At 68.7% G+C, this 23,347-nt stretch carries 22 protein-coding genes; 14 read left to right on the top strand and 8 right to left on the bottom strand.

All coding sequences use genetic code 11. The features are described from left to right. Nucleotides 1–7: 7 nt before the first annotated feature. Together ACI1V7_RS24045 and ACI1V7_RS24040 are read right to left on the bottom strand one after the other, a co-directional pair. Nucleotides 8–1,333 carry an ATP-binding protein gene (locus ACI1V7_RS24045; protein ID WP_404534480.1) on the bottom strand — a complete coding sequence of 442 codons (1,326 nt, stop codon included), beginning with the start codon at nt 1,331–1,333 and terminating at the stop codon, nt 8–10. Next, on the bottom strand, nt 1,330–2,070 hold the full coding sequence (locus ACI1V7_RS24040) for a response regulator (RefSeq protein WP_404534479.1): 741 nt from the start codon (nt 2,068–2,070) through the stop codon (nt 1,330–1,332). The genes ACI1V7_RS24045 and ACI1V7_RS24040 overlap by 4 nt, the downstream gene beginning before the upstream one ends. A gap of 122 nt (nt 2,071–2,192) precedes the next feature. On the opposite strand from ACI1V7_RS24040, the gene ACI1V7_RS24035 reads away from it, so the two are divergent. Further along, entirely contained in the window at nt 2,193–2,675 is a 483-nt protein-coding gene (locus ACI1V7_RS24035) for a MarR family winged helix-turn-helix transcriptional regulator (RefSeq protein ID WP_404534477.1), read from the top strand. A 14-nt stretch (nt 2,676–2,689) separates the two neighbouring features. On the opposite strand, the gene ACI1V7_RS24030 is transcribed toward ACI1V7_RS24035, so the two are convergent. The 3 genes from ACI1V7_RS24030 to msrA all read right to left on the bottom strand — a co-directional run bounded on the left by ACI1V7_RS24030 (nt 2,690) and on the right by msrA (nt 5,280). Continuing rightward, nucleotides 2,690–3,523, bottom strand: coding sequence for an oxidoreductase (locus ACI1V7_RS24030; protein WP_404534476.1), 834 nt, complete (start codon nt 3,521–3,523; stop codon nt 2,690–2,692). Nucleotides 3,524–3,606: 83 nt separating this feature from the next. Then, nucleotides 3,607–4,494, bottom strand: coding sequence for a class I SAM-dependent methyltransferase (locus ACI1V7_RS24025; protein WP_404534474.1), 888 nt, complete (start codon nt 4,492–4,494; stop codon nt 3,607–3,609). 273 nt (nt 4,495–4,767) lie between these two features. Continuing rightward, a complete protein-coding gene (msrA, locus tag ACI1V7_RS24020; RefSeq protein ID WP_404534473.1) occupies nt 4,768–5,280 on the bottom strand; it encodes a peptide-methionine (S)-S-oxide reductase MsrA in 513 nt (170 codons plus the stop codon). A gap of 285 nt (nt 5,281–5,565) precedes the next feature. On the opposite strand from msrA, the gene ACI1V7_RS24015 reads away from it, so the two are divergent. Further along, nucleotides 5,566–7,170, top strand: a complete 1,605-nt coding sequence (locus tag ACI1V7_RS24015) for a methyl-accepting chemotaxis protein (protein WP_404534472.1) — start codon at nt 5,566–5,568, stop codon at nt 7,168–7,170. A gap of 20 nt (nt 7,171–7,190) precedes the next feature. Here ACI1V7_RS24015 and ACI1V7_RS24010 read toward each other — a convergent pair whose 3' ends face one another. Further along, nucleotides 7,191–7,547, bottom strand: coding sequence for a cupin domain-containing protein (locus ACI1V7_RS24010; RefSeq protein ID WP_404534470.1), 357 nt, complete (start codon nt 7,545–7,547; stop codon nt 7,191–7,193). Between the two features lie 66 nt (nt 7,548–7,613). Here ACI1V7_RS24010 and ACI1V7_RS24005 point away from each other — a divergent pair, with 66 nt between their 5' ends. Together ACI1V7_RS24005 and ACI1V7_RS24000 are read left to right on the top strand one after the other, a co-directional pair. Beyond that, nucleotides 7,614–8,480: an AraC family transcriptional regulator gene (locus ACI1V7_RS24005; protein WP_404534469.1), complete on the top strand. Its 867-nt coding sequence runs from the start codon at nt 7,614–7,616 to the stop codon at nt 8,478–8,480. A gap of 38 nt (nt 8,481–8,518) precedes the next feature. After that, a complete protein-coding gene (locus ACI1V7_RS24000) occupies nt 8,519–9,445 on the top strand; it encodes an EamA family transporter (protein ID WP_404534468.1) in 927 nt (308 codons plus the stop codon). A gap of 16 nt (nt 9,446–9,461) precedes the next feature. On the opposite strand, the gene ACI1V7_RS23995 is transcribed toward ACI1V7_RS24000, so the two are convergent. Together ACI1V7_RS23995 and ACI1V7_RS23990 are read right to left on the bottom strand one after the other, a co-directional pair. Next, nucleotides 9,462–10,682 carry an aminotransferase class V-fold PLP-dependent enzyme gene (locus ACI1V7_RS23995; protein ID WP_404534466.1) on the bottom strand — a complete coding sequence of 407 codons (1,221 nt, stop codon included), beginning with the start codon at nt 10,680–10,682 and terminating at the stop codon, nt 9,462–9,464. Nucleotides 10,683–10,804: 122 nt separating this feature from the next. Then, nucleotides 10,805–11,836 carry an NADP-dependent oxidoreductase gene (locus ACI1V7_RS23990; RefSeq protein ID WP_404534465.1) on the bottom strand — a complete coding sequence of 344 codons (1,032 nt, stop codon included), beginning with the start codon at nt 11,834–11,836 and terminating at the stop codon, nt 10,805–10,807. Between the two features lie 143 nt (nt 11,837–11,979). On the opposite strand from ACI1V7_RS23990, the gene ACI1V7_RS23985 reads away from it, so the two are divergent. The 10 genes from ACI1V7_RS23985 to ACI1V7_RS23940 all read left to right on the top strand — a co-directional run bounded on the left by ACI1V7_RS23985 (nt 11,980) and on the right by ACI1V7_RS23940 (nt 23,315). Next, entirely contained in the window at nt 11,980–12,294 is a 315-nt protein-coding gene (locus ACI1V7_RS23985; RefSeq protein WP_404534463.1) for a putative quinol monooxygenase, read from the top strand. 321 nt (nt 12,295–12,615) lie between these two features. After that, nucleotides 12,616–13,452 (top strand): IclR family transcriptional regulator, encoded by an 837-nt coding sequence (locus tag ACI1V7_RS23980; protein ID WP_404534462.1) that lies wholly within the window; start codon nt 12,616–12,618, stop codon nt 13,450–13,452. A 22-nt stretch (nt 13,453–13,474) separates the two neighbouring features. Beyond that, nucleotides 13,475–14,857 (top strand): sodium:solute symporter family protein, encoded by a 1,383-nt coding sequence (locus ACI1V7_RS23975; protein WP_404534461.1) that lies wholly within the window; start codon nt 13,475–13,477, stop codon nt 14,855–14,857. Between the two features lie 121 nt (nt 14,858–14,978). Next, nucleotides 14,979–16,151, top strand: coding sequence for a porin (locus ACI1V7_RS23970; protein WP_404534460.1), 1,173 nt, complete (start codon nt 14,979–14,981; stop codon nt 16,149–16,151). 57 nt (nt 16,152–16,208) lie between these two features. Further along, nucleotides 16,209–16,724, top strand: a complete 516-nt coding sequence (locus ACI1V7_RS23965; protein WP_404534458.1) for a sugar dehydrogenase complex small subunit — start codon at nt 16,209–16,211, stop codon at nt 16,722–16,724. A gap of 28 nt (nt 16,725–16,752) precedes the next feature. After that, nucleotides 16,753–18,399, top strand: coding sequence for a GMC family oxidoreductase (locus tag ACI1V7_RS23960; RefSeq protein ID WP_404534457.1), 1,647 nt, complete (start codon nt 16,753–16,755; stop codon nt 18,397–18,399). Between the two features lies 1 nt (nt 18,400). Next, the gene (locus ACI1V7_RS23955) at nt 18,401–19,810 is read left to right on the top strand and encodes a c-type cytochrome (RefSeq protein WP_404534456.1); all 1,410 of its coding nucleotides are present in this window, start codon (nt 18,401–18,403) and stop codon (nt 19,808–19,810) included. After that, nucleotides 19,807–20,307 carry a sugar dehydrogenase complex small subunit gene (locus ACI1V7_RS23950; RefSeq protein WP_404534455.1) on the top strand — a complete coding sequence of 167 codons (501 nt, stop codon included), beginning with the start codon at nt 19,807–19,809 and terminating at the stop codon, nt 20,305–20,307. The genes ACI1V7_RS23955 and ACI1V7_RS23950 overlap by 4 nt, the downstream gene beginning before the upstream one ends. Before the next feature lie 22 nt (nt 20,308–20,329). Then, nucleotides 20,330–21,958 (top strand): GMC family oxidoreductase, encoded by a 1,629-nt coding sequence (locus ACI1V7_RS23945; protein WP_404534454.1) that lies wholly within the window; start codon nt 20,330–20,332, stop codon nt 21,956–21,958. After that, entirely contained in the window at nt 21,951–23,315 is a 1,365-nt protein-coding gene (locus ACI1V7_RS23940) for a cytochrome c (RefSeq protein ID WP_404534453.1), read from the top strand. Before ACI1V7_RS23945 ends, ACI1V7_RS23940 begins: the two co-directional genes overlap by 8 nt. Nucleotides 23,316–23,347 lie beyond the last annotated feature (32 nt).

Below are 23,347 nucleotides of genomic sequence, written 5' to 3'. Positions count from 1 at the left end.
TCTCCCGTCAGGCGCGCTGCAGGACGAGCCGTGCTTCCAGCCCGCCTTCGGCGCGATTGTGCAGCGTCAGTTCTCCCGGCAGCGACGCGGCCAGGCGGCGCGCGATGGCCAGGCCGAGGCCGCTGCCGCCGGTGTCGCGGTTGCGCGAACCCTCGAGCCGGAAGAACGGCTCGAACACGGCGTCCAGCGCGGCGTCCGGGATGCCGGGACCGCGGTCGAGCACGCGGATCGCCGGACGCTGCGGCTGCGCGCAGTCGAGCACAATGTCGGCCGTGCCGGCGTACCTGAGCGCGTTGTCGACCAGGTTGCACACGATCCTGCGCAGCGCTTTCGGACGGGTGGACAGGACGGCCCCGCGCGCCCCTTCGACCTGGACGGACGCGCCACCGTCGCGGTAGTCGAACGCGATGCTGTCGAGCAGGCTGGCGATGTCGGTGGGACACGCTGTTTCCGCCTGGCCGTGCATGGCGCGCGCGTAATCGAGGCCTTCGCGCACGAGCCCCTGCAACTCCAGCAGGTCGGCGCCGAGGCGCTGCTGCTGGACGGGGTCGTCCATCATGTCGACGCGCAGGCGCATGCGCGTGATGGGCGTCTGCAGGTCGTGCGCGATCGCGGCCAGGATGCGCATCCGCTCGTCGACGTAGCCGGCAATGCGGCGCTGCATGGCATTCATCGCGCGGGCCGCGCGGGCCACTTCGGACGGCCCCGTCTCGCGCAGGGCCGAGGGGCGCAGGTCGGGGCCGAGCGCGTCGGCGGCGTCGGCCAGGTCGCGCAGGGGCGCCGTTGCGAGCCGCACGGCGGCCCAGCAGCTCAGCGCCACCAGCACGAATTGTCCCGCAAGAACGTAGGGCAGCCACGGCGACAGCGGCAGGCCGCGGCGCGGACGGAATTCGATGGTGACGGGATCGCCGTCGGCGAGCCGCACATGGACCTGGAAGCGTTCGCGTTCGCCTGCGACGGTGTTGGCGCTGAATGCATGGGTGGCAGCGAGCGCACGCGTGGCCGAGCGCAGCACGCGCAGCGACAGCGGGGCCTGGACGGGCGGGCCCGCGTCTCCCGGTCCGGCCAGGAAGCGGTAGCCCCCGTGTTCCAAGCACGGCAGCCAGGCGGCCCGTTCGGCGCGCGGCAGCCGGTCGAGGAGGGCGACCGCGCTGCGCAGGTCCGTTTCGACGGTGTCGACCATCGCCCCCATGTTGACGTCGTCCCGTTCGCCGACGGCGAGCCCGGCGGACAGCAGCTGGGCCGCGCCCATGCCCGCCAGCAGGATCAGCGACAGGCGCGCGAACAGGGTACGCGGCGCCAGCCTTGCCAGCCGCGCGCGCCAGCCGCTCATGGCGCGCCCTCGAGCACGCGGACCGGCATGGCGAACACATAGCCTTCGTGACGCAAGGTCCTGATGTAGCGCGGCTCGCGCGCCGTGTCGCCGAGGCGCTGGCGCAGGCGGCTGACGAGCAGGTCGATCGAACGGTCGAACTGGTCGGCGTCGTGGCCGTGGGTCAATTCCAGCAACTGCTCGCGGCTCAGCACCCGCTGCGGGTGGTCGAGGAATACGCGCAGCAGGCGGTACTCGGCCCCGCTGACCGGCACGGCCACGCCATCGGCGTCCAGCAGGTGGCGCGCCGTCGTGTCGAGGCGCCAGTCGCCGAATCCGACCATGGCGGCGGCCTGGGTGACCTGCAGGTTCGGTGGCAGCATGCGCGTGCGCCGCAGCACGGCGCGCAGCCGCGCCAGCAGTTCGCGCACCGAGAACGGCTTGGGCATGTAGTCGTCGGCGCCCAGTTCGAGCCCGACCACGCGGTCGGTCTCCTCGTCGCGCGCCGTCAGCATCACGATCGGCACCGCGCGGTGCTTGCCGGCGCGGAGCTCGCGGCACAGCACCAGGCCGTCGTCGCCGGGCAGCATCAGGTCGAGGACGATCGCATCGGGCGTGAAGCGCGCCAGCGCGGCGCGCAGGGCACGCCCGTCGGCGACGCCGGTGGCGCGCAGGCCCTGCTTGTCGAGGTAGGCGCAGACGAGTTCTCGGATCCCGCGATCGTCGTCCACCACCAGTACGTGGTCGGGCGCTGGCATGGTGTCGCTCCTTTCGTCACATAAAATTATTGTCGTAACTCTTATTGCGATAACTTTACCTGCGACGCTTACGTTTTTCAAGTACGATAATCGTTATCTCGATAAATAGTATGGGATTTCAAATGAGCAAGACCAAGGAACGGCGCGAGAACGTCGCCAAGCTGGGCGACTTCATGTGCTTCGCGGTGTACTCGACGAACCTGGCCTATTCGCGCGTCTACAAACCCGTGCTCGATGCGCTCGGCCTCACGTACACGCAGTACGTCACCATCATCTGCCTGTGGGAGCAGGACAACCAGACGGTCAAGGGACTGAGCGAGAACCTGTTCCTGGAGCCGAGCACCATGACGCCCATGCTCAAGCGCCTGGAAGCGATGGGTTACGTGCGGCGCGAGCGCGACAAGGAAGACGAGCGCAGCGTGCGCATCTCGCTGACGGAGGCGGGGCGCGCGCTGCGCGAAAAGGCGTTCGACTACCGCGAGATCACGGCCCGCGCGGCCGGCCTGGCGCCGGACGAGTTCCGGGCGCTGCAGAAGGCCATCGTCAACCTTCGCACCAACCTCGTGAACGCGGCGCAGGAGGGCGCCGGCCCGGCCGGAGCCTGAGCCTTCATCGCGATTCAGCCATCGGTCGACACCGTCAGGCTTTCCCACCGGTCGAGTTCTTCCGCGAGGGCGGCCAGCTTGCCGCGCACGAGCTCCAGTGCATCGCTGCCCAGCAGCAGGTGCACGGGCGGATCGTCGTGCCCGATGATCGACAGCATGGCGCGCGCCGCCTTCACGGGGTCGCCCGGCTGCTTGCCGCTCCTTGCCGCGCGGGCCTCGCGCACGGGATCGAACAGGGCGTCGTAGTCGGGGATGGAGCGCGGCGTGCGCTGCATCGACCGGCCGGCCCAGTCGGTGCGGAACGAGCCCGGTGCCACTGCGGTGACGGCGATGCCGAACCCCTTCACCTCTTTCGCGAGCGTCTCGGAGATGCCCTCGAGGGCAAACTTGCTGCCGCAGTAGTAGGCGATGCCGGGCATCGTGATGTAGCCGCCCATCGACGTGATGTTCAGCACGTGGCCGCGGCGGCGCGCGCGCATGAAGGGCAGCACGGCCCTGGTCATGGCCACGGCGCCGAACACGTTGACGTCGAACTGGCGGCGCATTTCCGCCAGCGGCGACTCTTCCAGGATCCCTTCGTGGCCGTAGCCCGCATTGTTGACCAGCACGTCGATGGGGCCGACGTCCGCCTCGATGGCCGCCACGACGCCGTCGATGGCCTCGACGTCCGTCACGTCCAGGATGCGCGCGTGCGCGCGTCCCGGCGCCAGCGCCTCGAATGCGCGCTTCGCGTCGTCGCTGCGCACGGTGCCGACCACGTGGTGGCCGTCGGCCAGTGCTTCGCTTGCCAGGGCGCGCCCGAAGCCGCTGCTCACGCCCTTGATGAGTAACAGTTTGGCGGATGCCATGCGATTCCTCCTCTGTAAAAACGAGCTTGCATGGTAGTCTTCGCCAGCGCCGAATGGCAGGCCATATCGCCTTGCATCCTTGCCTAAACCGATGAATCGCCTGCCTCGTGCGCCGGTACGCCAATGGCAGCCCCCGCATCCGGCTTTCTCGCGATGAAAAAATGGTCCGCCCCAAGATTTCCCAGTCGCAGGAGCTGGAAAAACAGTCTTCTCAACAGCAAGTGGCGTGTATCGACGTTCCGCACGAAATTGATATAGGTGCTCAGCGTCTCGTAGCGGATCGGTTGCAGCGCTTCCTGGCGCAGCATGTCGGCCAGCGACGCGCGCGAAAACAGGTTGATGTGGTGGGGCGGGTCCACCATCCCCCATTGCTCGATGCCGTGGATGCGCGCATGGATGCAGCCGGGATTCGGGGTCGTCAAGGCGAGGAGGCCGCCGGGCTTGATGCGCGCGACGACGGACGCCAGGAAGGAGCGCGGATCGGGAACGTGCTCGATGACGTTAAAGCAGGTCACCGCGTCGTAGACCTGCTCGTGCTCTTCGACGCGCTGGCGGATCAATTCGACGCCGACCTTGTCCCTGGCGAAACGGATCTCCTGCTCGGACAGCTCGATGCCGCTGGCCTGCATGCGGAACGCCCGGCCGGCCAGCGCGACGAAATAGCCGTTGCCGGCGCCGACGTCGAGCAGGGACGCGGGATGGCCACAGGACTGGATGCGGTTCAGGATGTGGTGCCACCTGAACCCCCATTCCCTGTCGATGTTGTCCACGGTCTTGTGGATCAGCGTGTAATAGTTGTCCGATTCATACTGCGCCGCGTCGAAGGCGACGTCGGCCATGATGCAGCCGCAGTCCTTGCAGCGGTAGATATCGGTCCCCCGTTTCTGGAACGGGTTGGCGTCGACGTGGTGGCTGGCATCGATCACGCAGTGCTTCATGTGTTCCCGTGCTCCCGTCGATTCCTTGTCCATGCGCGCATCCGGATCGTGCCGCCGGCTGAATGGCGACGCGTTCCCTGGAGGAGCTTCCCCTGGTCTCTCGCGACAATGAAATCCGCGTGATGAGATTGACCCGCGTGTATCCGGTTGGTTCGGCGAGAACAGATGACCGGGCGCAAATAGGGAAATGATCGCTGTGGCGCCGATGATAGCGCCGGGAGGAGGGGCAGGTCGCACGACAAGCGCGCCGCGCGACCGATGCCGGGGCCGGCGCGGTCGCGCGCCGGCCGACGGTGAGGCAGAGACTCAGGCCGCCTGTTCGCCGCGGTGCGGCAGGCGCCAGTCCTTGCGCACGAAATGGCAGGTGTAGCCGTTCGGATGCTTGACGAGGTAGTCCTGGTGCTCGGGTTCCGCCTCCCAGAACGGGCCGGCCGGCTGCACCTCGGTGACGACCTTGCCGGGCCACAGGCCGGACGCGTCGACGTCGGCGATCGTGTCCAGCGCCACCGCGCGCTGTTCGTCGCTGGTGGTGAAGATGGCGGAGCGGTAGCTGGTGCCGACATCGTTGCCCTGGCGGTTGCGCGTCGTCGGGTCATGGATCTGGAAGAAGAATTCCAGCAGGCGGCGGTAGCTGGTCTGCTCCGGATCGAAGACGATCTCGAGGGCCTCGGCGTGGGTGCCGTGGTTGCGGTAGGTCGCATTCGGGACGTCGCCGCCCGAATAGCCGACGCGGGTGGAGATCACGCCCGGCAGCTTGCGGACCAGGTCCTGCACGCCCCAGAAGCAGCCGCCCGCGAGGATTGCGGTTTCTTGTTTCACGTCGATTCCTTTCATCGTTGCCCAGCCATCCCGGCGGCGTGCCGGGACGAAACGCTGTGTTCCATCCACTATAGCGCGTTTGGCGAAAGGCTTCCGGCCACCCCCTCGTTACTCGTATGTTGCATTGAGGCAACGAAAAATTGAACCCGATGATATTTCCATAAAGATATTGAATGAGGGTAATAATTCTGCCCTATAGTTGTATAGCGGAAATATTTTTTCGCAGTCCGACGCGTCTCCAAGCTGCCGACGCATTCAATTTCAGTCTTCGATAAAACCCAAAAAATGTTCAAGAAACTGTCCATACGTACCCGCCTCATCGCCACCATGGGCCTGCTTGGCCTGATCCTTCTCGCCTTTGCCGTGCTCGGGCTGTTCGGCATGCACGCTGCGGAAGCCTCGCTGAAGAACGTCTATACGGACCAGCTCAAGTCGACCGTTGCCGTCAACACGGCCAAGAACTTCCTGTCGCGCGCCCGCTTCACCATGGACCGCGCGGCGCTGCACCCGGACGCGCCCGATGTCGAGGCGACGCTCTCGCGCGCGAACGGCTTCCTCGTGCAGGCCGACAAGGCCTGGACCGCCTACATGGCGCTGCCGCAGGACCCGGAGGAAAAACGCCTGGTGCAGGCCGTGGACGCCAAGCGCGAGATCTACGTCCGCCAGGGGCTGGTGGCGCTGGCCGACGCCGTTCGCAAGGGCGATATGGCGACGGTGGACCGGTTCGCGATGAAGGAGCTGACGGCCAGCTATGGCGAGTACAACAAGGCATCGGAGAAGCTGGACGACTACCAGGTCACGATGGCGAAGGAACAGTACGAGCGCAGCCTGCGCCTGGACCAGAACATCTTCTATGCGCTGGTCGGCGGCATGGTCGTCAGCGTGCTGCTGATCGTCGCCTCCTCGGTCGCGCTGGTGCGCGCCATCGTCGGTCCGCTGAACGAATTGCTGGCGCACTTCGGCGCGATGGCCCGCGGCGACCTGTCCACCCACGTCGACCTCGACCGCCACGACGAGATGGGCAAGCTGTTGCACGGTTTCGCCGACATGCAGGCGCAGCTGGCCACGACCGTGCGCAGCGTTCGTGACAGCAGCGGCCTGATCGCCAGCGCCAGCAGCGAGATCGCGGCCGGCAACCTGAACCTGTCCAGCCGCACGGAACAGCAGGCCAGCAGCATCGAGGAGACGGCGGCGTCGCTCGAGGAGCTGACCAGCACCGTGCGCAACAACGCCGACAATGCGCGCCAGGCCAACCAGCTCGCCGCCTCGGCGTCCGAAGTGGCCGTGCGCGGCGGCAGCATCGTGTCCCAGGTCGTGGACACGATGGGCAACATCAACGAATCGTCGCGGCGCATCGTCGACATCATCACTGTCATCGACGGCATCGCGTTCCAGACCAATATCCTGGCACTGAACGCCGCCGTGGAAGCGGCAAGGGCGGGCGAGCAGGGCCGCGGCTTCGCGGTCGTGGCGGGCGAGGTGCGCAACCTGGCGCAGCGCTCGGCCTCGGCCGCCAAGGAGATCAAGGAACTGATCACCGCCTCCGTCGCCAACGTCGACACGGGCGCCCAGCTGGTCGACAAGGCCGGCGCCACCATGCAGGAGATCGTCGACAGCGTGGCGCGCGTCACCGGCATCATGGGCGAAATCATGGTCGCCGGCGAAGAGCAGAGCAGCGGCATCCAGCAGATCAACCAGGCCATCGCCCAGATGGACCAGGTGACGCAGCAGAACGCCGCCCTCGTCGAGGAAGCCGCCGCCGCGGCCGACGCGCTGCAGGAACAGGCGCAGGCGCTGGCGTCGGCCGTGTCGGCATTCCAGCTGGACAAGGCGGCAGGACGTCCCGCCGCGCTGTCCGTGCAGCGCTACCTGGCCATCGCGGCACACTGAGCCGCGGCGGCGCTCCCGGTTCAGATGACCCGGCGCGGCGCCGCCGTCAGCGGATCGCCACTGTTGGGCGTCCCCGTCGGCTCGATCAGCAGGATCTGCGCTTCCTCCGCCGCGCGCGGCCGGTGGCGCACGCCGCGCGGCACGACGTACAACTGGCCCGGCGCCAGCGCGACCGTCGTGCCGTCCTCGAGGTCGATCTCCAGCCGGCCGTCCAGCACGAGGAAGAAGTCGTCGGTGTCCGGGTGGACGTGCCAGTGGTACTCGCCGCGCAGCCTGGCGACCATCACGTCGTGGCCATTGAACAGGGTCACCGTCCGCGGCTGCCAGGCCTCGGAAAAGGTGGCAAGCTTGGCGGCGAGGTCGATGGGAGAGGGCATGGCGGATCCTTTGGAAAAAACGCCATGGTGCCGGTCCGCCGTCGTCCCGTCTTGTACAATCGTTGCATGGACACCCACGACAGGCCGGCCGGGAACGCGGCACGATTCTCGCCGCTGGCGGGCGGCATCACGCTGATGCAGGCGAGCTTCAGCGACCATGCTTTCGAGCGTCACAGCCACGACTGCTTTTCGATCGGCGTCACTACCTACGGGATCCAGCAATTCCGCTGCAGGGGCCGCGTCCACGACAGCCGCCCCGGCGACCTGGTGCTGTTCAATCCGGACGAGGATCATGACGGCAGCCGTGGCCGGTCCGACGGTTTCGGGTACGCGATCTGGTACGTGCCGGAAGCCTTCGTGCGCGATTGCCTCGATCCCGACGCAGGCCTGCACGGCAAGCCGTATTTCGCGGCGCCCCACGCGACCGACCGGCGCCTGGCCACGGCGTTTACCATGCTTACCAGCACGCTGCTGGAGAGCCCATCCGACACGCTGCGTGCCGAGTCGCTGCTGGGCGCCTTCCTGGCCAACACGCTGGCACGCCACGGCGAACGGCCCCAGGTGTTGCCCGCGCCGCCGCGCGACCCCGGCGCTGCCGCCCTGCTCAGGGTGAAGGACTACATCCGCGCGCATTTTCAACGCGATCTGACCATCGCGGAACTGGCAGGCGTGGCGGGCCTGTCGCGCGCGCACTTCACGCGCGCATTCGGCGCTGCCTTCCACGTGGCGCCGCACGTCTACTTGAACGCCGTGCGCATTCACCACGCCCAGGCCCTGATCCGGCGCGGCATGCCGCTGGCCGACGTCGCCCTTGAATGCGGTTATGCCGACCAGAGCCACTTCAACCGACGCTTCAAGGGCAGCGTCGGCGTGGCGCCGTCCGCATGGCGAAGCATGGCGGGAAGAAGTACCGGAGGGAGTACGGCGGTTTGATGCTATCGTAGCGGTCGTTTCATCCGACCGGATCCCGCATGACACCTCCTGCCTCTCCCTCCGCGCGCGCGGCCGCCACCCCGCTGGCGGCGCTGCTGCCCTACGGCGCCCTGATGGCATCGCTGCTGTCGGTCACCGTGGGCGCCTCGCTGGCGAAGCAGATGTTCCCGCTGGTCGGCGCCGCCGGCGCCACCGCGCTGCGCCTGTTCTTCGCGGCGCTGATGCTGTGCGCCGTGTTCCGGCCCTGGCGCGGGGGCTGGCGCGCGGACCCGCGTGCGCTGCTGCTGTACGGCGGCACGCTGGGCGTGATGAACCTGAGTTTCTACTCCTCGCTGGCCTATATCCCGCTGGGGATCGCGATCGCCGTCGAGTTCACCGGACCGCTGGCCGTCGCCGTCTGGACCTCGCGACGGCGCATCGATTTCCTGTGGATCCTGCTGGCCGTCGCCGGCCTGGCGCTGCTGTTGCCGACGCCGGCGCACGGCGCGCGGCTCGACTGGCGCGGCATCGGCTTCGCGCTGCTGGCCGGCTGCTGCTGGGCCGTCTACATCCTGGTCGGCAAGCGGGTCGCCGGCGCCTACGGCGCGGCCGGATCGGCGTGGGGCGTGGCGCTCGGCACCCTGGTCGCCGTGCCCGTCGGCACCTATCACGCCGGCGCGAGCCTGCTGGCGCCATCCGTGCTGGCCCTCGGTCTGGCGGTGGCGCTGTTCTCCAGCGCGATCCCGTATTCCTTCGAGATGGTGGCGCTGCGCCGGCTGCCGTCGAACACCTTCAGCACGCTGCTCAGCGCCGAGCCGGCCGTCGGCGCGCTGATGGGCTTCCTGATGCTGGGCGAGCGCCTGACGGCCACGCAGTGGCTCGCGATCGGCCTCGTGATCGCCTCGTCGGTGGGCGCGGCGATGAGTGCCGGCTATGGCGGGCGCCGTCCCCCGGTGGAAGAAGCGGAGCCGCCGGCGCCGCTCTAGGCCCGGGCCGGCCGCGCTAGTGCAAGGCCAGGCGCAGTTGCAGCAGCAGGTAATCGATGTCGGCGGCGCTCGTCGTGCGGCCCAGCGAAATGCGCATCGCGCTGCGCGCATGCGCATCGGACAGACCGAGCGCACGCAGCACGTAGGATGGCGCGGCGCTGGCGGCATTGCAGGCCGAACCGGCGGATACGGCGATGCCGGGCAGCCGGTCGGCCAGCGACTCGGCGCCGACGCCCGTGAAGCTGACGTTCAGGTTGTGCGGGATGCGCTGTTGCAGGTCGCCGTTGAACCTGACGCCGGGCAGGGCCGCCAGGCCGTCGCGCAGGCGGTCGCGCAAGGCCGCGATGCGCGCCGATTCGCCCGCCATCTCCAGCCGCGCCAGTTCGCACGCCTCGCCCATGCCAACGATCTGGTGGCTGGGCAGCGTGCCGGAGCGCAGGCCTTTCTCGTGGCCGCCGCCATCCATCTGCGCCTCCAGCCGCACGGCCGGCGCGCCGCGCACGTACAGCGCGCCGATGCCCTTCGGGCCGTACAGCTTGTGCGCGCTCAGCGACAGCAGGTCGACCTGCAGGCGGTCGACGTCGATCGGCAGCTTGCCGGCCGCCTGCGCCGCGTCCACGTGCAGCAGCACGCCGCGGGCGCGGCAGAGGCGTCCCAGTGCGGCGATCGGCTGGATCACGCCGATCTCGTTGTTGACCATCATGACGGAGGCAAGGATGGTGTCCGGGCGCAGCGCCGCCTCGAACGCGGTCAGGTCGACCAGGCCGTCCGGCCGCGGCTGCAGGTAGGTGACGTCGTAACCTTCGCCCTCCAGCCGGCGCATGGTGTCCAGCACGGCCTTGTGTTCGGTCGCCACCGTCACCAGGTGCCCGCCGCGCCCGCCGTTGGTCCAATGTGCGTGGGCCGCGCCTTTCAGCGCCAGGTTGTTCGACTCGGTGGCGCCGGACGTCCAGACGATGTCGCTCGCGGCGGCGCCGATCAGGGCGGCGACCTGCTTGCGCGCCCGTTCCACGGCAAAGGCGCCGTCCAGGCCGAATGCGTGGGAGGTGCTGGCCGGGTTGCCGAATTTCTCGGTCATGTACACCAGCATGGCTTGCGCGACGCGCGGGTCGACGGGCGTCGTCGCGGCGTGGTCGAGGTAGACGGGAAGCGCCGGCGGGGAGGACGGATCGGCCGGGCGTCGACAGGGCGCGGCGGCGCCGGGTGGCGTCAGGCTGGGCGTGAGGGCATCGGTCATGGCGGGTCGGATCGGGGATGGAGGGCCCACCTTAATCGCGTCCGCTACAAAAATGAACGACCGATAGCGCACATCCATATCTGTTTTTCGTTCGTGCCCGGCCCGCCTTATGCGATTGGCGTCTAGTCCGCGACCTTGACCACGAGCTTGCCGAAGTTCCGGCCCTGCAGCAGGTCGATGAACGCAGCCGGCGCGTTCTCCAGGCCGTCGACGACGTCTTCGCGGTAGCGCAGGCGGCCGTCGGCGATCCAGCCCTGCGCCTGTTCCAGGAACGCCGGCCGCAGGTGCGCGAACTCGCGCTGGATGAAGCCGCGCACCAGCAGGCTCTTCTTGAGGATGTCGCGCATGGCCAGCGCCAGGCGGTCGGGGCCCGGCTCCGCCTGCGGCAGCGCGTTGTACTGGGCGATCAGTCCACATACCGGCACGCGCGCGAAGTCGTTCAGCAGCGGGAACACGGCATCCCACACGCGGCCGCCCACGTTCTCGAAATACACGTCGACGCCGTCCGGGCAGGCGGCGGCCAGCTGCGCCGCGAAGTCGGGTGCGCGGTGGTCGACAACGGCGTCGAAGCCCAGCACGTCGCGCACGAACGCGCACTTGTCGGCGCCGCCCGCGATGCCCACAGCGCGCGCGCCGTGGATGCGCGCGATCTGGCCCACGACGGAACCGACGGCGCCGCTGGCGGCGGCCACCACCACCGTCTCGCCGGGCTGCGGACGGCCGATCTGCAGCAGGCCGGACCAGGCCGTGAAGCCTGGCATGCCGAGCACCCCGAGGGCCGTGCTGATGGGCGCGGCGGACGGGTCGAGCTTGCGCAGGGCGGCGCCGTCGTCGAGGGCATAGCGCTGCCAGCCGGAGTGCGAGAGCACGATGTCGCCTGGCGCGTAGCCGTCGTGGCGCGAGGCGACGACGCGCGCCACCGTGCCGCCTTCCATCACGGCGCCGATGTCGACGGGCCTGGCATAGGACTTGGCGTCGTCCATGCGGCCGCGCATGTACGGGTCGAGCGACAGGTACAGCACCTGCAGCAGCACCTGGCCGTCGCCCGGGACCGGCAGCGCTTCCCGTTCGAGGCGGAAGTCGTCCGGGCGCGGCAGGCCGGTGGGCCGGGAAGCGAGTACGAGCTTGTCGTTGAGCGGTTGGGTCATGGGCATCTCCCTGTAGATGAAACGCCCATCGTACGCCGGATCGGCGAAGTCTTCAGCGGGCGGCGGCGCGGGGGAGGGGCGGCGGATCCCCCGCCGGATGTGGTAAAAGACGAGGACATGACACCATCAACCACCCGTAGGAGTCGACCATGAAGGATACCGTCAAGATCACGGCACTACTCACCCCCAGGCCAGGCAAGGCGGTAGCGCTGGAGGCGCTGCTGTTCGACATGGCGCCGCACTGCCGCGCCGAGCCGGGCAACCTGCGCTGGGACGTGTGGCGCGAGCAGGGGCAGGAGCAGGGGGAGGGCGACGCGCGCCGCTTCGTGCTGGACGAGCTGTACCGCGACAACGCGGCCGTCGCCGCCCACCGCGCCACGCCGCATTTCCAGCACTACGCGGCGACGATCAACGACCTGGCCGAGCGCGTCGCGCTCGTGCTCGATCCGGCCCAGGTGGCATAGCAGCCGAGGCGGGATCATGCTGTCGTGCCGCCGAGCCGCCGAGCCGCCGAGCCGGCGCGGCGGCTGGACGGGGCCGCATCGTGGTACCCGCGCCGGCACTGGCCATGCGCCGCGGGACGCGGCTGCCGCCTCAAAAACCATACCGAGAAGAGGGACTTTATCGAAAGTCTTGTATAAGATAGCTTATAATTTTTCTTTATGCGAATTTAAGTTCGCATTCCGAATAATTCAGAAGCCCGGAAGGCGGAACGCCTGGCCGGGCACGATGTTGCCCATGTTTCGAACTATAATTCGCATTCCGAATTATTCATCGAGCAGCCCATGAAAAAGACCGATTCCGCACCCGCAGATACGACGAATGCCGCCAAGAACACTGTCCAGTCGCTGGCCAAGGGGTTCAAGGTATTGCAGGCATTTACCGCCCAGGAGCCCGAACTGACGATGGCGGAGGTCGCACGCAAGGCCGACATGGACAACGCGACTGCTTTCCGCTTCCTCAATACGCTGGTCAACCTGGGCTATGTCGACCGCGTCGACGACAGCCGCCGGTTCCGCCTGTCGCTGAAGGTGCTGGACCTGGGTTTCCACGCGATCGCCCGCTCCGACCTGCGCACGCATGCCCGTCCGATCCTGCGTGGTCTGGTGGGCGAGGTCAACGAAGCGGCCTCGATCGGGGTGCTGGACGGCAGCAGCGTGATGTATGCCGAGCGCGTTCAGGCGGGCCTGACGCAGCTGGGCGTCGACGTGCGCATCGGTAGCCGGGTTCCCGCCTACTCGACCGCCGTGGGCCAGGCGATCCTGGCGTGGCTGCCCCGCGAGACGCAGCGCAAGGTGCTGGCCGGACAGCCGCTGGTCAAGCTCACCGCGACCACGATCACGGACATGGATGCGCTGCTGGCGCGCCTGGAGCACATCCGCGAGATCGGCTATGCGCTGTCGGACCAGGAAACCGTCACCGGCGTGTACGTGCTGGCGGTGCCCGTGCTGGATGTCGACGGCACGCCGGTGGCCGCGCTCAGCGTGGCGGCGTCGGTGCACCGCGTCTCGCTCGCCCAGTTCAAGGACAATGCCGTCGACGCCGTGCTGTCCGCTGCCCGGCAACTGTCGAAATCGCTGCAGGCGACCGGGGGCTACGCCGCCCACCGCGTGAACGGCTAGCGCCGGCCGGGACACGACTTGCATGCACACTCTCGCATCCAAGGACACCGTCATCATCGTCACGATGGTGGGGCTCTACGTCGCACTCACCGCATGGCTGACCGCGCGCTGGCGCAGCACGACGGCGAGCGACTTCATGGTCGGCGCGCGCAGCCTGTCGCCGCTGGTGGTGGGTGTGCTGATGGTGTCGGAATTCGTCGGCACCAAGTCGATGATCGGCACCGCGCAGGCCGCGTTCGAGTCGGGCATGGCCGCCTCCTGGGCAGTACTGAGCGTGGCGGTCGGCTTTCCGCTGTTCGGCATGGTCCTGGCCCGCAAACTGTACGATTCCGGCGAATACACGATTTCCGGCGCCATCTTCCAGCGCTACGGCCGTCCCACGCAGATGATCGTCTCGTTCATCATGATCTATGCGCTATTGCTGGTCAACGTGGGCAACTACCTGAGCGGGGCGGCCGTCGTCGCCGCCGTGCTGCGGCTGGACCTGCCGCTGGCCGCCTGCGCGATCGCGCTGGTCGGCACCTTCTACGTGGCGTTCGGCGGCATGAAGAGCGTGGCCTATGTGACCATCTGGCACAGCGCCATGAAGTACCTGGGCATCGCGGTCGTGCTGGCCGTGGCGCTGAGACTGACGGGCGGGGTAACGCCCATGAAGGCCGCGCTGCCGGCGTTCTACTTCAGCTGGGACGGCGGGCTCGGCGCCTCGACGATCGTCGCTTTCTTCATCGGCAACGTCGGTGCGATCTTCTCGACGCAATACATCGTGCAGGCCATCTCCTCGACCAGGAGCGCCGACGCGGCGCGCCGCTCCACCTTCGTCGCGGCCGCGCTGGCGCTGCCGATCGGAATTGCGCTGGGCCTGATCGGCGTGGCCGCGCGCATGCTGTACCCGGACGTTCCGAGCCTGTACGCGCTGCCGATGTTCCTGCAGGAGATGAACGTCTACGCCGCCGGCTTCGTCGCCGTGGCCATGGTGGCGTCCATTTTCGCGGGCGTCAGCACCGTGGCGCTGGCGATTGCCTCGCTGGTGGTGCGCGACTTCTACCTCCCGTACTGGCAGCCGACGCCCGCGCGGCAGTTGCGCACCATGCGCTGGATAGCGCTGGTGGTCGGTGTCGTGCCGCTGGCCTGCGTGTTCCTCGCGCCGGGCCTGCTGAAACTCTCGTTCTTCACGCGCGCCCTGCGCCTGTCGATCTCCGTCGTGGCGGTGATCGGCCTGTACCTGCCGCATTTCGGCAGCGGCCGGGGCGCGGCGTGCGGTTTGCTCGCGGCCGTGGTGACGACCACTGCCTGGTACCTGCTCGGCAATCCCTACGGGATTGACAATATGTATGTCGCGCTGGCGACCCCCGCCATCGTGATCGCGGTCGAGCGCGTGTTCGACCGCCACTGGATACCGCGCTGACGGCGCGGCTGGCCGGGTGCTTGCGCCCGGGTTTTTCGTCGCGCTAGCGACTTCACTGAAATGAACGGCATGACGCCGCTGGCCTGGCCAGCCGGCGGCGGCATCCTTCAAGGTAAACAAGATGAAACCAACACCTTACCTGGTCCTGGGCGGCATGCTGCTGTCCGGCGCCTGCCTGCCGGCTGCGGCACAATCGAGCATGACCGTGTACGGCATCGCCGACGCGGCGATCACGCACCTCGACCACCGCGCTGGCGCCGCCCGGACCTATATGCGCGGCGGCCCGAAGGACGGCACCCGCATCGGCTTCAAGGGCAGCGAAGACCTGGGGAACGGCACCAGCGTGCTGTACGTGCTGGAAGCGGGATACAACATCGACGACGGCACCGCTGCCCAGGCGGGCAGCATCTTCAACCGCGCATCCTATGTCGGCGTGTCCAACAAGCGCCTGGGCACGCTGACGGCGGGCCGCCAGTACTCGCCGTATTTCGACTTCCTCACGCCGCTGGGCCCGCTGCCGGTGGTGACCGGCGCGGCGGGCGACCACGCCGGCGACATCGACGGCTTCGACGTCACGATCCGCAACAACAATTCCGTGAAATACAAGTCTGCCGAATGGCACGGCGTGACGGTCGGCGCGATGGTCGCGGCGGGCGAGCAGGCCGAGGGTTCGGGCAGCGCCGGGGCGTCGTACAGCGCCGCCGTCAAGTACGACGGCGGACCCTTGCACTATGCGCTCGGCTACCAGTTGCTGAAAAACGGCACCAACCAGGCCAACTGGGACGCCACGTCGGCGGGCAGCTTCTCCAAGTCGGCCGTGAATGCAGGCTACCTGTCGGCGCGCGACGTGCAGTACATCGCCACGGGCTTGCGCTACGAGATCGGCCGGGTCAGCCTGGGCGCCACGCTAAGCAACGTGCAATACCGCCCCAACGAGCGTTCGCTGTTCCGCGACACGGCCACCTTCAATACGGCCTCGCTGCTGGCCGGCTGGGCAACGGCGAGCCCCTGGGCCTTCGGTGCCGCCGTCGCCGACACGCGCGCCACCAGGTCCAACGGCATCACCGACCCGGCCAACTACCTGCAATTTTCCTTGATGCAGGCGTACTGGCTGTCCAAGCGCACGGTGGTCTACCTGCTCGAGGCGACCCAGCATGCGCACGGCCGCACGTTGTCGAGCAACGCCGGGAGCCAGGTCGACGCGGGCGCCGTGCTGGGCGTGTCCCAGACCGGCCTGGTGGCCGACAGCCGCGGGCAGACCGCCTTCACGCTGGGCCTGCGCCACGCGTTCTGACCATCCCGGCCCGGTCGCCAGGCGGCCGGGCCATCGAAAAGAAAGCAACACAACGATATGGCTATCTCAAGACGCAAGTTCCTGCTTGGCACGATGACGGTGTCCGCGGCATGGGTCGGCTGGGGCGGCATGCCCGCCTGGGGGGAGCGGGCCGCGCCTGCCGCCGCCGGTGCGGTGGCACCGTTCATGCAGCTGTCCTCCTTGTTGGTGAACCACCAGCTCGACGCCGCCGTCGGCGCGCGCATCGCGGCCGCGGCGGCGGCCACGTATCCCGCGAGCGCGGACATGATCGGCGCCATCGCCGACATCGCCCGCAAGCAGAACGGGCACGCGGTCGAGGACTTTTTCGATGCAATTCCCGCGGGCCCGCTGCGCGACTTCGCCCATTGGGTGATCTTCGCCTGGTACACGGGCTGTTCGTCGGCGCACAAGGATGCGCAGGTATTCAGCTATGAAGGAGCGCTGACCTACCGGACCACGGCGGATGCCGTCGCCATCCCGTCCTACGGCTTTTCCGGCCCCAACCTGTGGCACCGGAGCATCGTGCCGCTGTTCCCCATGCCGCGCTTCTGAGCGCGGCCACCAGAGAAAAAACACGAATATGCCTACACAACAAAGCGCCGACGTCGTCATCGTCGGCACCGGCGTGGTCGGGGTGGCGATCGCCGAACAACTGCTGGACGCCGGCCTCTCGGTACTGATGCTCGAAGCGGGCCCGCGCGTGGACCGCGCCGAGGTCGTCGAGAACTTCCGCAACCTGCCGCTGGCGCTCAAGGGCGATCCCTCGTCCTGCTATCCGCCCAAGCCGTGGGCGCCGCACCCGATGCCGGCGACCGACAAGCCCGAAGAGGCCTACCTGCAGCTGAGCGGGCCGGACAAGTACGCCCAGACCTTCATCCGCTACGCCGGCGGCTCGACCTGGCACTGGGCCGGCACCTGCTGGCGCCTGACACCGCAGGACATGCGCCTGAAAACGCTGTACGGCGTGGGCCGCGACTGGGCCATCGACTATGCGACGCTGGAGCCCTACTATGCGCGCACCGAGCACCTGCTGGGCATCTGCGGGCCGTCCGATCCGGCGCTGCAGTGGCCGCCCGCGAGCGGGGGCGTGCCCCGCTCGCGGCCGTACCCGATGCCGCCGCTGCCGTTCGGCCCGGGCGAGCAGCGCTTCACCGAAGTCGTGGAGACGCTCGGCTACAGGAACATCCCGACGGCGCAGGCGCGCAACAGCGGCATGCCCTACGACGACCGACCCGCCTGCTGCGCCAACAACAACTGCGTGCCCGTGTGCCCGGTCGGCGCCAAGTACGACGCCGCGACCGCGTTGTCGCGCCTGGAGGCGAAGGGGGCCGTGATCGCGGCCGATGCCGTCGTCTACCGGGTCGAGACGAATGCCGCCAACCGTATCGAGGCCGTGCACTACTTCGACCCGGACAAGCGCTCGCACCGCATTACCGGCAAGCTGTTCGTCCTGGCCTGCAACGGCATCGAGACGCCGAAGCTGCTGCTGATGTCGCAGGACGCGCGCAATCCGAACGGCCTGGCCAACAGCTCGGACCAGGTCGGCCGCAACATGATGGACCATCCGCAGCTGACGATGACGCTGACGCTCGAGGAACCCTACTGGGCCGGCGTCGGTCCCGTGGTCAACAGCGGCATCATGGAAACGTCGCAGGGCGCGTTCCGCGCCGAGCATGCCGGCGCCTATTTCCGCTTCAATAACTTCGCGCGCAACCGCTTCGTCACCTTCGCAGCGCTGAAGAAGGGCCTGGTCGGCAAGGCGCTGGACGCCGAGATCCGCCGCATGACGGCCTGCACGGCCGACATCGTGCTCGCGCACGAGGTGCTGCCGGACGCCGACAACCGCCTGACCCTGTCCGACAAGAAGGACTGGCTGGGACTGCCCAAGCCGGCCATCCACTACGACGTCGGCGACTACACGCGCAAGTCGGCCGAGGTGTATTCGGTCCCCATCGGCAAGCGCATCGCCGAGGCGATGGGCGCGACCGACATCAAGCTGAGTCCGAAGTTCGCCCAGAGCAAGCACATCATGGGCGGCACGATCATGGGCCTGGACCCGCGCGACTCCGTCGTCGACGTCGACTGCCGCGCCCACGACCACGACAACCTGTTCCTGCCGGGGGGCGGGGCCATGGCCAGCACGGCCTGCGGCAACAGCACCATCACCATGGTATCGCTCGGCCTGAAGGCCGCCGATGCGATCATCCGCCAGATGCGAAAGGGCTGACATGAGGACCTGGATCACGAACCTGATTGCCATCGCGCTCATCGCCTGCGCGGGCCGGTCCGCCGCACAGGGCGTCGACGCCGCCACGCTTGCGCGCGGCAAGTACCTCGCCACGGCGTCGGACTGCATGGCCTGCCACACGGCACACAAGGGGCAGCCCATGGCGGGCGGCCTGGTGCTGTCCTCGCCGGGTGGAGACATCGTCTCCACCAACATCACGCCGTCGAAGCGCTACGGCATCGGCAACTATACGGAACGGCAGTTCGCCGATGCGCTGCGCAGGGGCATCCGCGCCGACGGGCAGCCGCTGTATCCCGCCATGCCATACACGGCGTATGCAGCGCTGTCCGACGCCGACGTCCATGCGCTGTATGCCTACTTCATGCAGGGCGTGCCGGCGGTCGAGAGGGAGACGACGCCGACCGCACTGCCGTTCCCGATGGGCGTGCGCGCTTCCATGAAGGTGTGGAACGCGTTGTTCCTGGACGAACAGCCGCTCAAGCCGGAGGCGGGGCGCTCGCCCGAATGGCTGCGCGGCCGCTACCTGGCCGAAGGCGCGGCCCACTGCAGCACCTGCCACACGCCGCGCGGCGCGCTGATGCAGGAAAAGAAGGAGCTCGCCATGGCCGGCAGCCAGGTCGGTCCGTGGTATGCGCCGAACATCACCTCGCACCCGACGGCCGGCATCGGCAGCTGGAGCGAGGCCGAGCTGGTGCAATACCTGCGCAGCGGCCGCGTCGAAGGCAAGGCCCAGGCGGCCGGCAGCATGGCCGAAGCGATCGGCTACAGCTTCAGCCGCCTCGAGGAGGCCGACCTGAAGGCCATCGCCGTGTACGTCAAGTCGCTGCCGCCGGTCGACGCCGGGGAAGGCAAGGGCCAGGCCACCGCGCGCTTCGGCCAGGGCAAGCCCGGCAACGCGCTGGCCGACATCCGCGGCAAGGGGTACGCCGCCGGCATGCAGGGCCAGCACATGGGTGCCCAGGTGTACTCGGCCAACTGCGCCTCCTGCCACGGCGCCAGCGGCGAGGGCAGCGCGGATGGCTACTACCCGAGCCTGTTCCACAATTCCGCGACCGTCAGCAAGAACAACCTGGTGGCGACGATCCTCCTGGGTGTGGACCGCGAGACGCAGGACGGCCACGTGTTCATGCCGCCGTTCGGCGCGCAGCCCAATGCCCTCAACCACTTGTCGAACGACGAGGTCGCGGCGCTGGCCAATTACCTGCAGGTCCGGTTCGGCAGCGGCGCGCCGACCGTCAAGGCGGACGACGTGGCCAGCATCCGCGCTGGCGGTCCCCGATCGCACCTGCTGCTGGTGGCCCGGCTGGGCATGGCCGCCGGGGCGCTGCTGGTCGTCGTGCTTGCCGTGCTGGTCGTGCGCCGCCGCCGCGCATCGCGAGGTGCGCGATGAAGCCGGCACCGATCTCGCGCCGCCGCGCACTGCAGGCCCTTGGCGCCGCGCTGCTGGCCGGCAGTGCCGGGCGCCTGCTCTCCGCGACCAGGGCCAGGGCGGCGGTCGATGCCGCCGGTCCGGGCATGGCGGACTTCACGGACGTCTCGCGCAGGTTGACGGGCAAGCCCGACCCGGACCCGGCGCTGGCGCTGGCGCTCTACCACGCCATGCGCCAGGCCACGCCCGACCTGGATGCCGCGCTGGCCGCCCTGCGCGACGTGCTGTCGCGCGACGGCCTGGCGGACGACAGGACCGCATTCGCCGAGGCGCAGAAGCCGCAGCAGGCACTGGCCCAGGCGATCCTCCAGGCCTGGTACCTCGGCGTCGTCGGCAAGGGCGGGAAGGCGTCCTGCATCGCCTATGTCGAGACGCTCGCCAACCGCGCCGTCGCCGCCGAACTGGTCCCGCCCAGCTTTTCCTACGGCCCCTGCGGCACCTGGTCCGCCAGGCCCTGAACGACAACTTCCACGAGATGTTATGAGTACCAATCTTTCTGCAAACGTCGCCGGCGGCCTGTCCGCCGACGTCGTCGTCATCGGCGCGGGCATCTGCGGCTCGCTGCTGGCGCGCAAGCTGGCGCTGGCTGGCCACAGCGTGCTGATGCTCGAGTCCGGGCCCCGCGTCAAGCGCGGCGAACTGGTCGAGCGCTACCGCGATTCGCCGTTCAAGTCGGACTTCATGTCGCCGTATCCGTTCTCCGAGAAGGCGCCGCACCCGACCTTCACACCGGAGCCCAACCATTACATCGAGCAGGCCGGTCCGCTCGCGTTCCAGGCACAGTACATCCGCATGCTGGGCGGGACCAGCTGGCACTGGGCCGCGCAGATGTGGCGCTACCTGCCCAACGACTTCCGCACGCACAGCGAATACGGCGTCGGCAAGGACTGGCCCATCGGCTACGACGAGCTGGAACCGTATTACTACGAAGCGGAGGCGATCGCCGGCGTCGGCGGTTCGCCCGATACCGGCTCGCCGCGTGCGCGGCCGTTTCCGATGGAGCGCGTGCCGGCGTCGTGGTTCCAGCAGCGCATCACGGAACGCCTGGCGCCGCAGTTCAGGGTGATCGACGACTGCACCGCGCGCAACAGCCGCAGCTTCGATGGCCGCCCCGCATGCTGCGGCAACAACAACTGCATGCCCGTGTGTCCGATCGACGCCCAGTACCACGGCGGCATTGCCGCCGCCAGCGCCGAGCAGGCCGGAGTACGCGTCGTCACGGAGGCCGTCGCCTACCGGCTGGAGCACGACGCGGGCGGCGCCATCGTCGCCGTCCACTACTACGACTGGAACAAGGTCAGCCACCGTGTCACGGGCAGGACCTTCGTGGTGGCGGCGAACGCGATCGAGTCGGCGAAGCTGCTGCTGATGTCGGCCAGCAGCGCCTACCCGACCGGCATCGCCAACCGCAGCGACAATGTGGGCCGCAACCTGTGCGACCACCCGGCCATCGGCGTCACGTTCGACATGGACGAGCCGGTGTGGCCGGGGCGCGGCCCCGTCAGCCCTTGCTCGATCGGGCAGTTCCGCGACGGCGATTTTCGTCCGGTACATGCGCCGTTCCGCATCGACATCTCGAACGCCTCGCAGGTGGCATCCGTCACCAAGGAGCTGATCGGCGAAGGCTACTACGGCGTCAAGCTGGAGGGTGCGATCCGCGACCGCGCGTCGAGGCGCGTGAGCCTCAAGAACGCGCTGGAGCAGCTGCCCGATCCGGACAACCGGGTGATGCTGGGAGGCGCCAGGGACGTACTGGGCCTGCCTGTGCCGCGCATCCATTGGAACGTCGACGACTACGTGCGCAAGGGGACCGCGGCAACGCGGGCGCGCTACGACGAGATCGCGCGCCAGCTCGGCGCGACCAACGTGAAGCACAGCAAGGAGGGTACCTTCGGCAACCGCCAGCACATCACGGGCACCCTGTCGATGGGCAAGGATGCCGCCACCAGCGTGACGGACCCGGACGGCCGCGCGCACGACCACCCGAACCTGTACATGGCGGGCACCGGCGTGATGCCGACCGTGGGCACGTGCAACGTCACGCTCACGGCCGTCGCGCTGGCCTTGCGCACGGCCGACCGGATCGCGGGGGAGATGCGCCATGGCTGACGCGATGTCCACCTTGCTGAAGCGGCTCGCCTGCGCGCTCGTCCTGCTGGGCGCGGCCGGCCTGGGGCGGGCGGCCGATGCCGATGCCAACCTGATCGAACGCGGCCGCTACCTGGCCGTCGCCGGCGACTGCGCCGCCTGCCATACGGCGGCCGGCAAGGCGCCGTTCAGCGGCGGCGTGGCGATCGCCAGCCCCCTCGGCACGATCTATTCGACCAATATCACGCCCTCGCGCGCGCACGGCATCGGCGCCTGGACGCAGCAGCAGTTTGCCCGCGCACTGCGCGCCGGCGTGCGTGCCGACGGCAGCCACCTGTATCCGGCGATGCCCTACACGGCCTATGCCAGGATCACGGACGACGACACGGCCGCGCTGTACGCCTACTTCATGCACGGCGTGCGCGCCGACGACACGTCGCCGCCCCGCACGGAGCTGCCGTTCCCCTTCAGCGTGCGCATGTCGATGGGCATCTGGAACTGGCTCTACCTGGACGGCAAGCCGTTCGAAGCCGACACGACCCGGTCGGCCGAGTGGAACCGGGGCGCCTACCTGGCCCAGGGCCTGGCCCATTGCGCGACCTGCCACACGCCGCGCAACTTCCTGATGGCGGAGCAGTCATCGCGCTACCTGCAGGGCGCGTCCCTGGGCACGTGGTACGCCCCCGACATTCGCCCGGGCAAGCCGGGGTGGGACCGCGCCATGCTGGTCGAGTACCTGCGCACGGGCCATGCACGGAACGGCGCCACGGCCGGCGGCCCGATGCTGGAAGCGATCGACAAGAGCTTCTCGAAGATGGCACCGGAGGATATCGCCGCCATCGCCACGTACCTGAACGACCTTCCGCCGGGCCAGCGCGCCACCGCGCCGCCGTCCGCCGCCGTCGCCGTCGTGGCGCCGCTGCCGCGCGGCGACGTGGAGGCACTGGCCGGCCGGATCGGTGCCGGCGAACGCCTGTACCGCAACAATTGCGCCTCGTGCCACCAGGCGGACGGCGACGGCGTGCGCGGCCTGCCGGCCCTGCGCAACCATGCGGTGCTGCGCACGCCGAGCGCGGACAACGTCGCCATGGCGGTGCTGGAGGGCGTGTGGCCAGAGGATGGGCAAGGCATGCCGGGTTTTGCCGGCGAGCTGTCCGACCAGGAGGTTGCGGACATCGGCAATTACGTGATGGCGACGTTCGGCGGCAGCAAGGTTGCGATCGACGCGGCGCGCGTGCGGGAGCTGCGTGCGGGCGGCGCCGTCTCGCCGCTCCTGCTGCTGGCACGCGTGGGCATGGTTGCGGCCGCGCTGGCGCTGGCGGTCGTGGTGTGGCAGTGGCTGCGCCGCCGTAAGCGGCGCGCCGGCATCCCGCGCTGAGCCTGGCCGGGCGGCCAGGCGGCCGGCCAGCC

Source organism: Massilia paldalensis, assembly GCF_044901715.1.
Taxonomy (GTDB): domain Bacteria; phylum Pseudomonadota; class Gammaproteobacteria; order Burkholderiales; family Burkholderiaceae_D; genus Telluria; species Telluria paldalensis.
The sequence above is the reverse complement of the archived record's forward strand: the minus strand, read 5'-3'. Positions and strand labels throughout refer to the sequence as shown.

Coding starts and splice junctions, on each gene's coding strand:
- ACI1V7_RS23965 (WP_404534458.1), top strand. CDS start 16,209: ATGGCTATCTCAAGACGCAAGTTCCTGCTTGGCACGATGACGGTGTCC.
- ACI1V7_RS23970 (WP_404534460.1), top strand. CDS start 14,979: ATGAAACCAACACCTTACCTGGTCCTGGGCGGCATGCTGCTGTCCGGC.
- ACI1V7_RS23975 (WP_404534461.1), top strand. CDS start 13,475: ATGCACACTCTCGCATCCAAGGACACCGTCATCATCGTCACGATGGTG.
- ACI1V7_RS24015 (WP_404534472.1), top strand. CDS start 5,566: ATGTTCAAGAAACTGTCCATACGTACCCGCCTCATCGCCACCATGGGC.
- ACI1V7_RS23945 (WP_404534454.1), top strand. CDS start 20,330: ATGAGTACCAATCTTTCTGCAAACGTCGCCGGCGGCCTGTCCGCCGAC.
- ACI1V7_RS23950 (WP_404534455.1), top strand. CDS start 19,807: ATGAAGCCGGCACCGATCTCGCGCCGCCGCGCACTGCAGGCCCTTGGC.
- ACI1V7_RS24030 (WP_404534476.1), bottom strand. CDS start 3,523: ATGGCATCCGCCAAACTGTTACTCATCAAGGGCGTGAGCAGCGGCTTC.
- ACI1V7_RS23960 (WP_404534457.1), top strand. CDS start 16,753: ATGCCTACACAACAAAGCGCCGACGTCGTCATCGTCGGCACCGGCGTG.
- ACI1V7_RS23990 (WP_404534465.1), bottom strand. CDS start 11,836: ATGCCCATGACCCAACCGCTCAACGACAAGCTCGTACTCGCTTCCCGG.
- ACI1V7_RS23940 (WP_404534453.1), top strand. CDS start 21,951: ATGGCTGACGCGATGTCCACCTTGCTGAAGCGGCTCGCCTGCGCGCTC.
- ACI1V7_RS23955 (WP_404534456.1), top strand. CDS start 18,401: ATGAGGACCTGGATCACGAACCTGATTGCCATCGCGCTCATCGCCTGC.
- ACI1V7_RS24010 (WP_404534470.1), bottom strand. CDS start 7,547: ATGCCCTCTCCCATCGACCTCGCCGCCAAGCTTGCCACCTTTTCCGAG.
- ACI1V7_RS24040 (WP_404534479.1), bottom strand. CDS start 2,070: ATGCCAGCGCCCGACCACGTACTGGTGGTGGACGACGATCGCGGGATC.
- ACI1V7_RS24000 (WP_404534468.1), top strand. CDS start 8,519: ATGACACCTCCTGCCTCTCCCTCCGCGCGCGCGGCCGCCACCCCGCTG.
- ACI1V7_RS23995 (WP_404534466.1), bottom strand. CDS start 10,682: ATGACCGATGCCCTCACGCCCAGCCTGACGCCACCCGGCGCCGCCGCG.
- ACI1V7_RS24035 (WP_404534477.1), top strand. CDS start 2,193: ATGAGCAAGACCAAGGAACGGCGCGAGAACGTCGCCAAGCTGGGCGAC.
- ACI1V7_RS24045 (WP_404534480.1), bottom strand. CDS start 1,333: ATGAGCGGCTGGCGCGCGCGGCTGGCAAGGCTGGCGCCGCGTACCCTG.
- ACI1V7_RS23980 (WP_404534462.1), top strand. CDS start 12,616: ATGAAAAAGACCGATTCCGCACCCGCAGATACGACGAATGCCGCCAAG.
- ACI1V7_RS24005 (WP_404534469.1), top strand. CDS start 7,614: ATGGACACCCACGACAGGCCGGCCGGGAACGCGGCACGATTCTCGCCG.
- ACI1V7_RS24025 (WP_404534474.1), bottom strand. CDS start 4,494: ATGGACAAGGAATCGACGGGAGCACGGGAACACATGAAGCACTGCGTG.
- ACI1V7_RS23985 (WP_404534463.1), top strand. CDS start 11,980: ATGAAGGATACCGTCAAGATCACGGCACTACTCACCCCCAGGCCAGGC.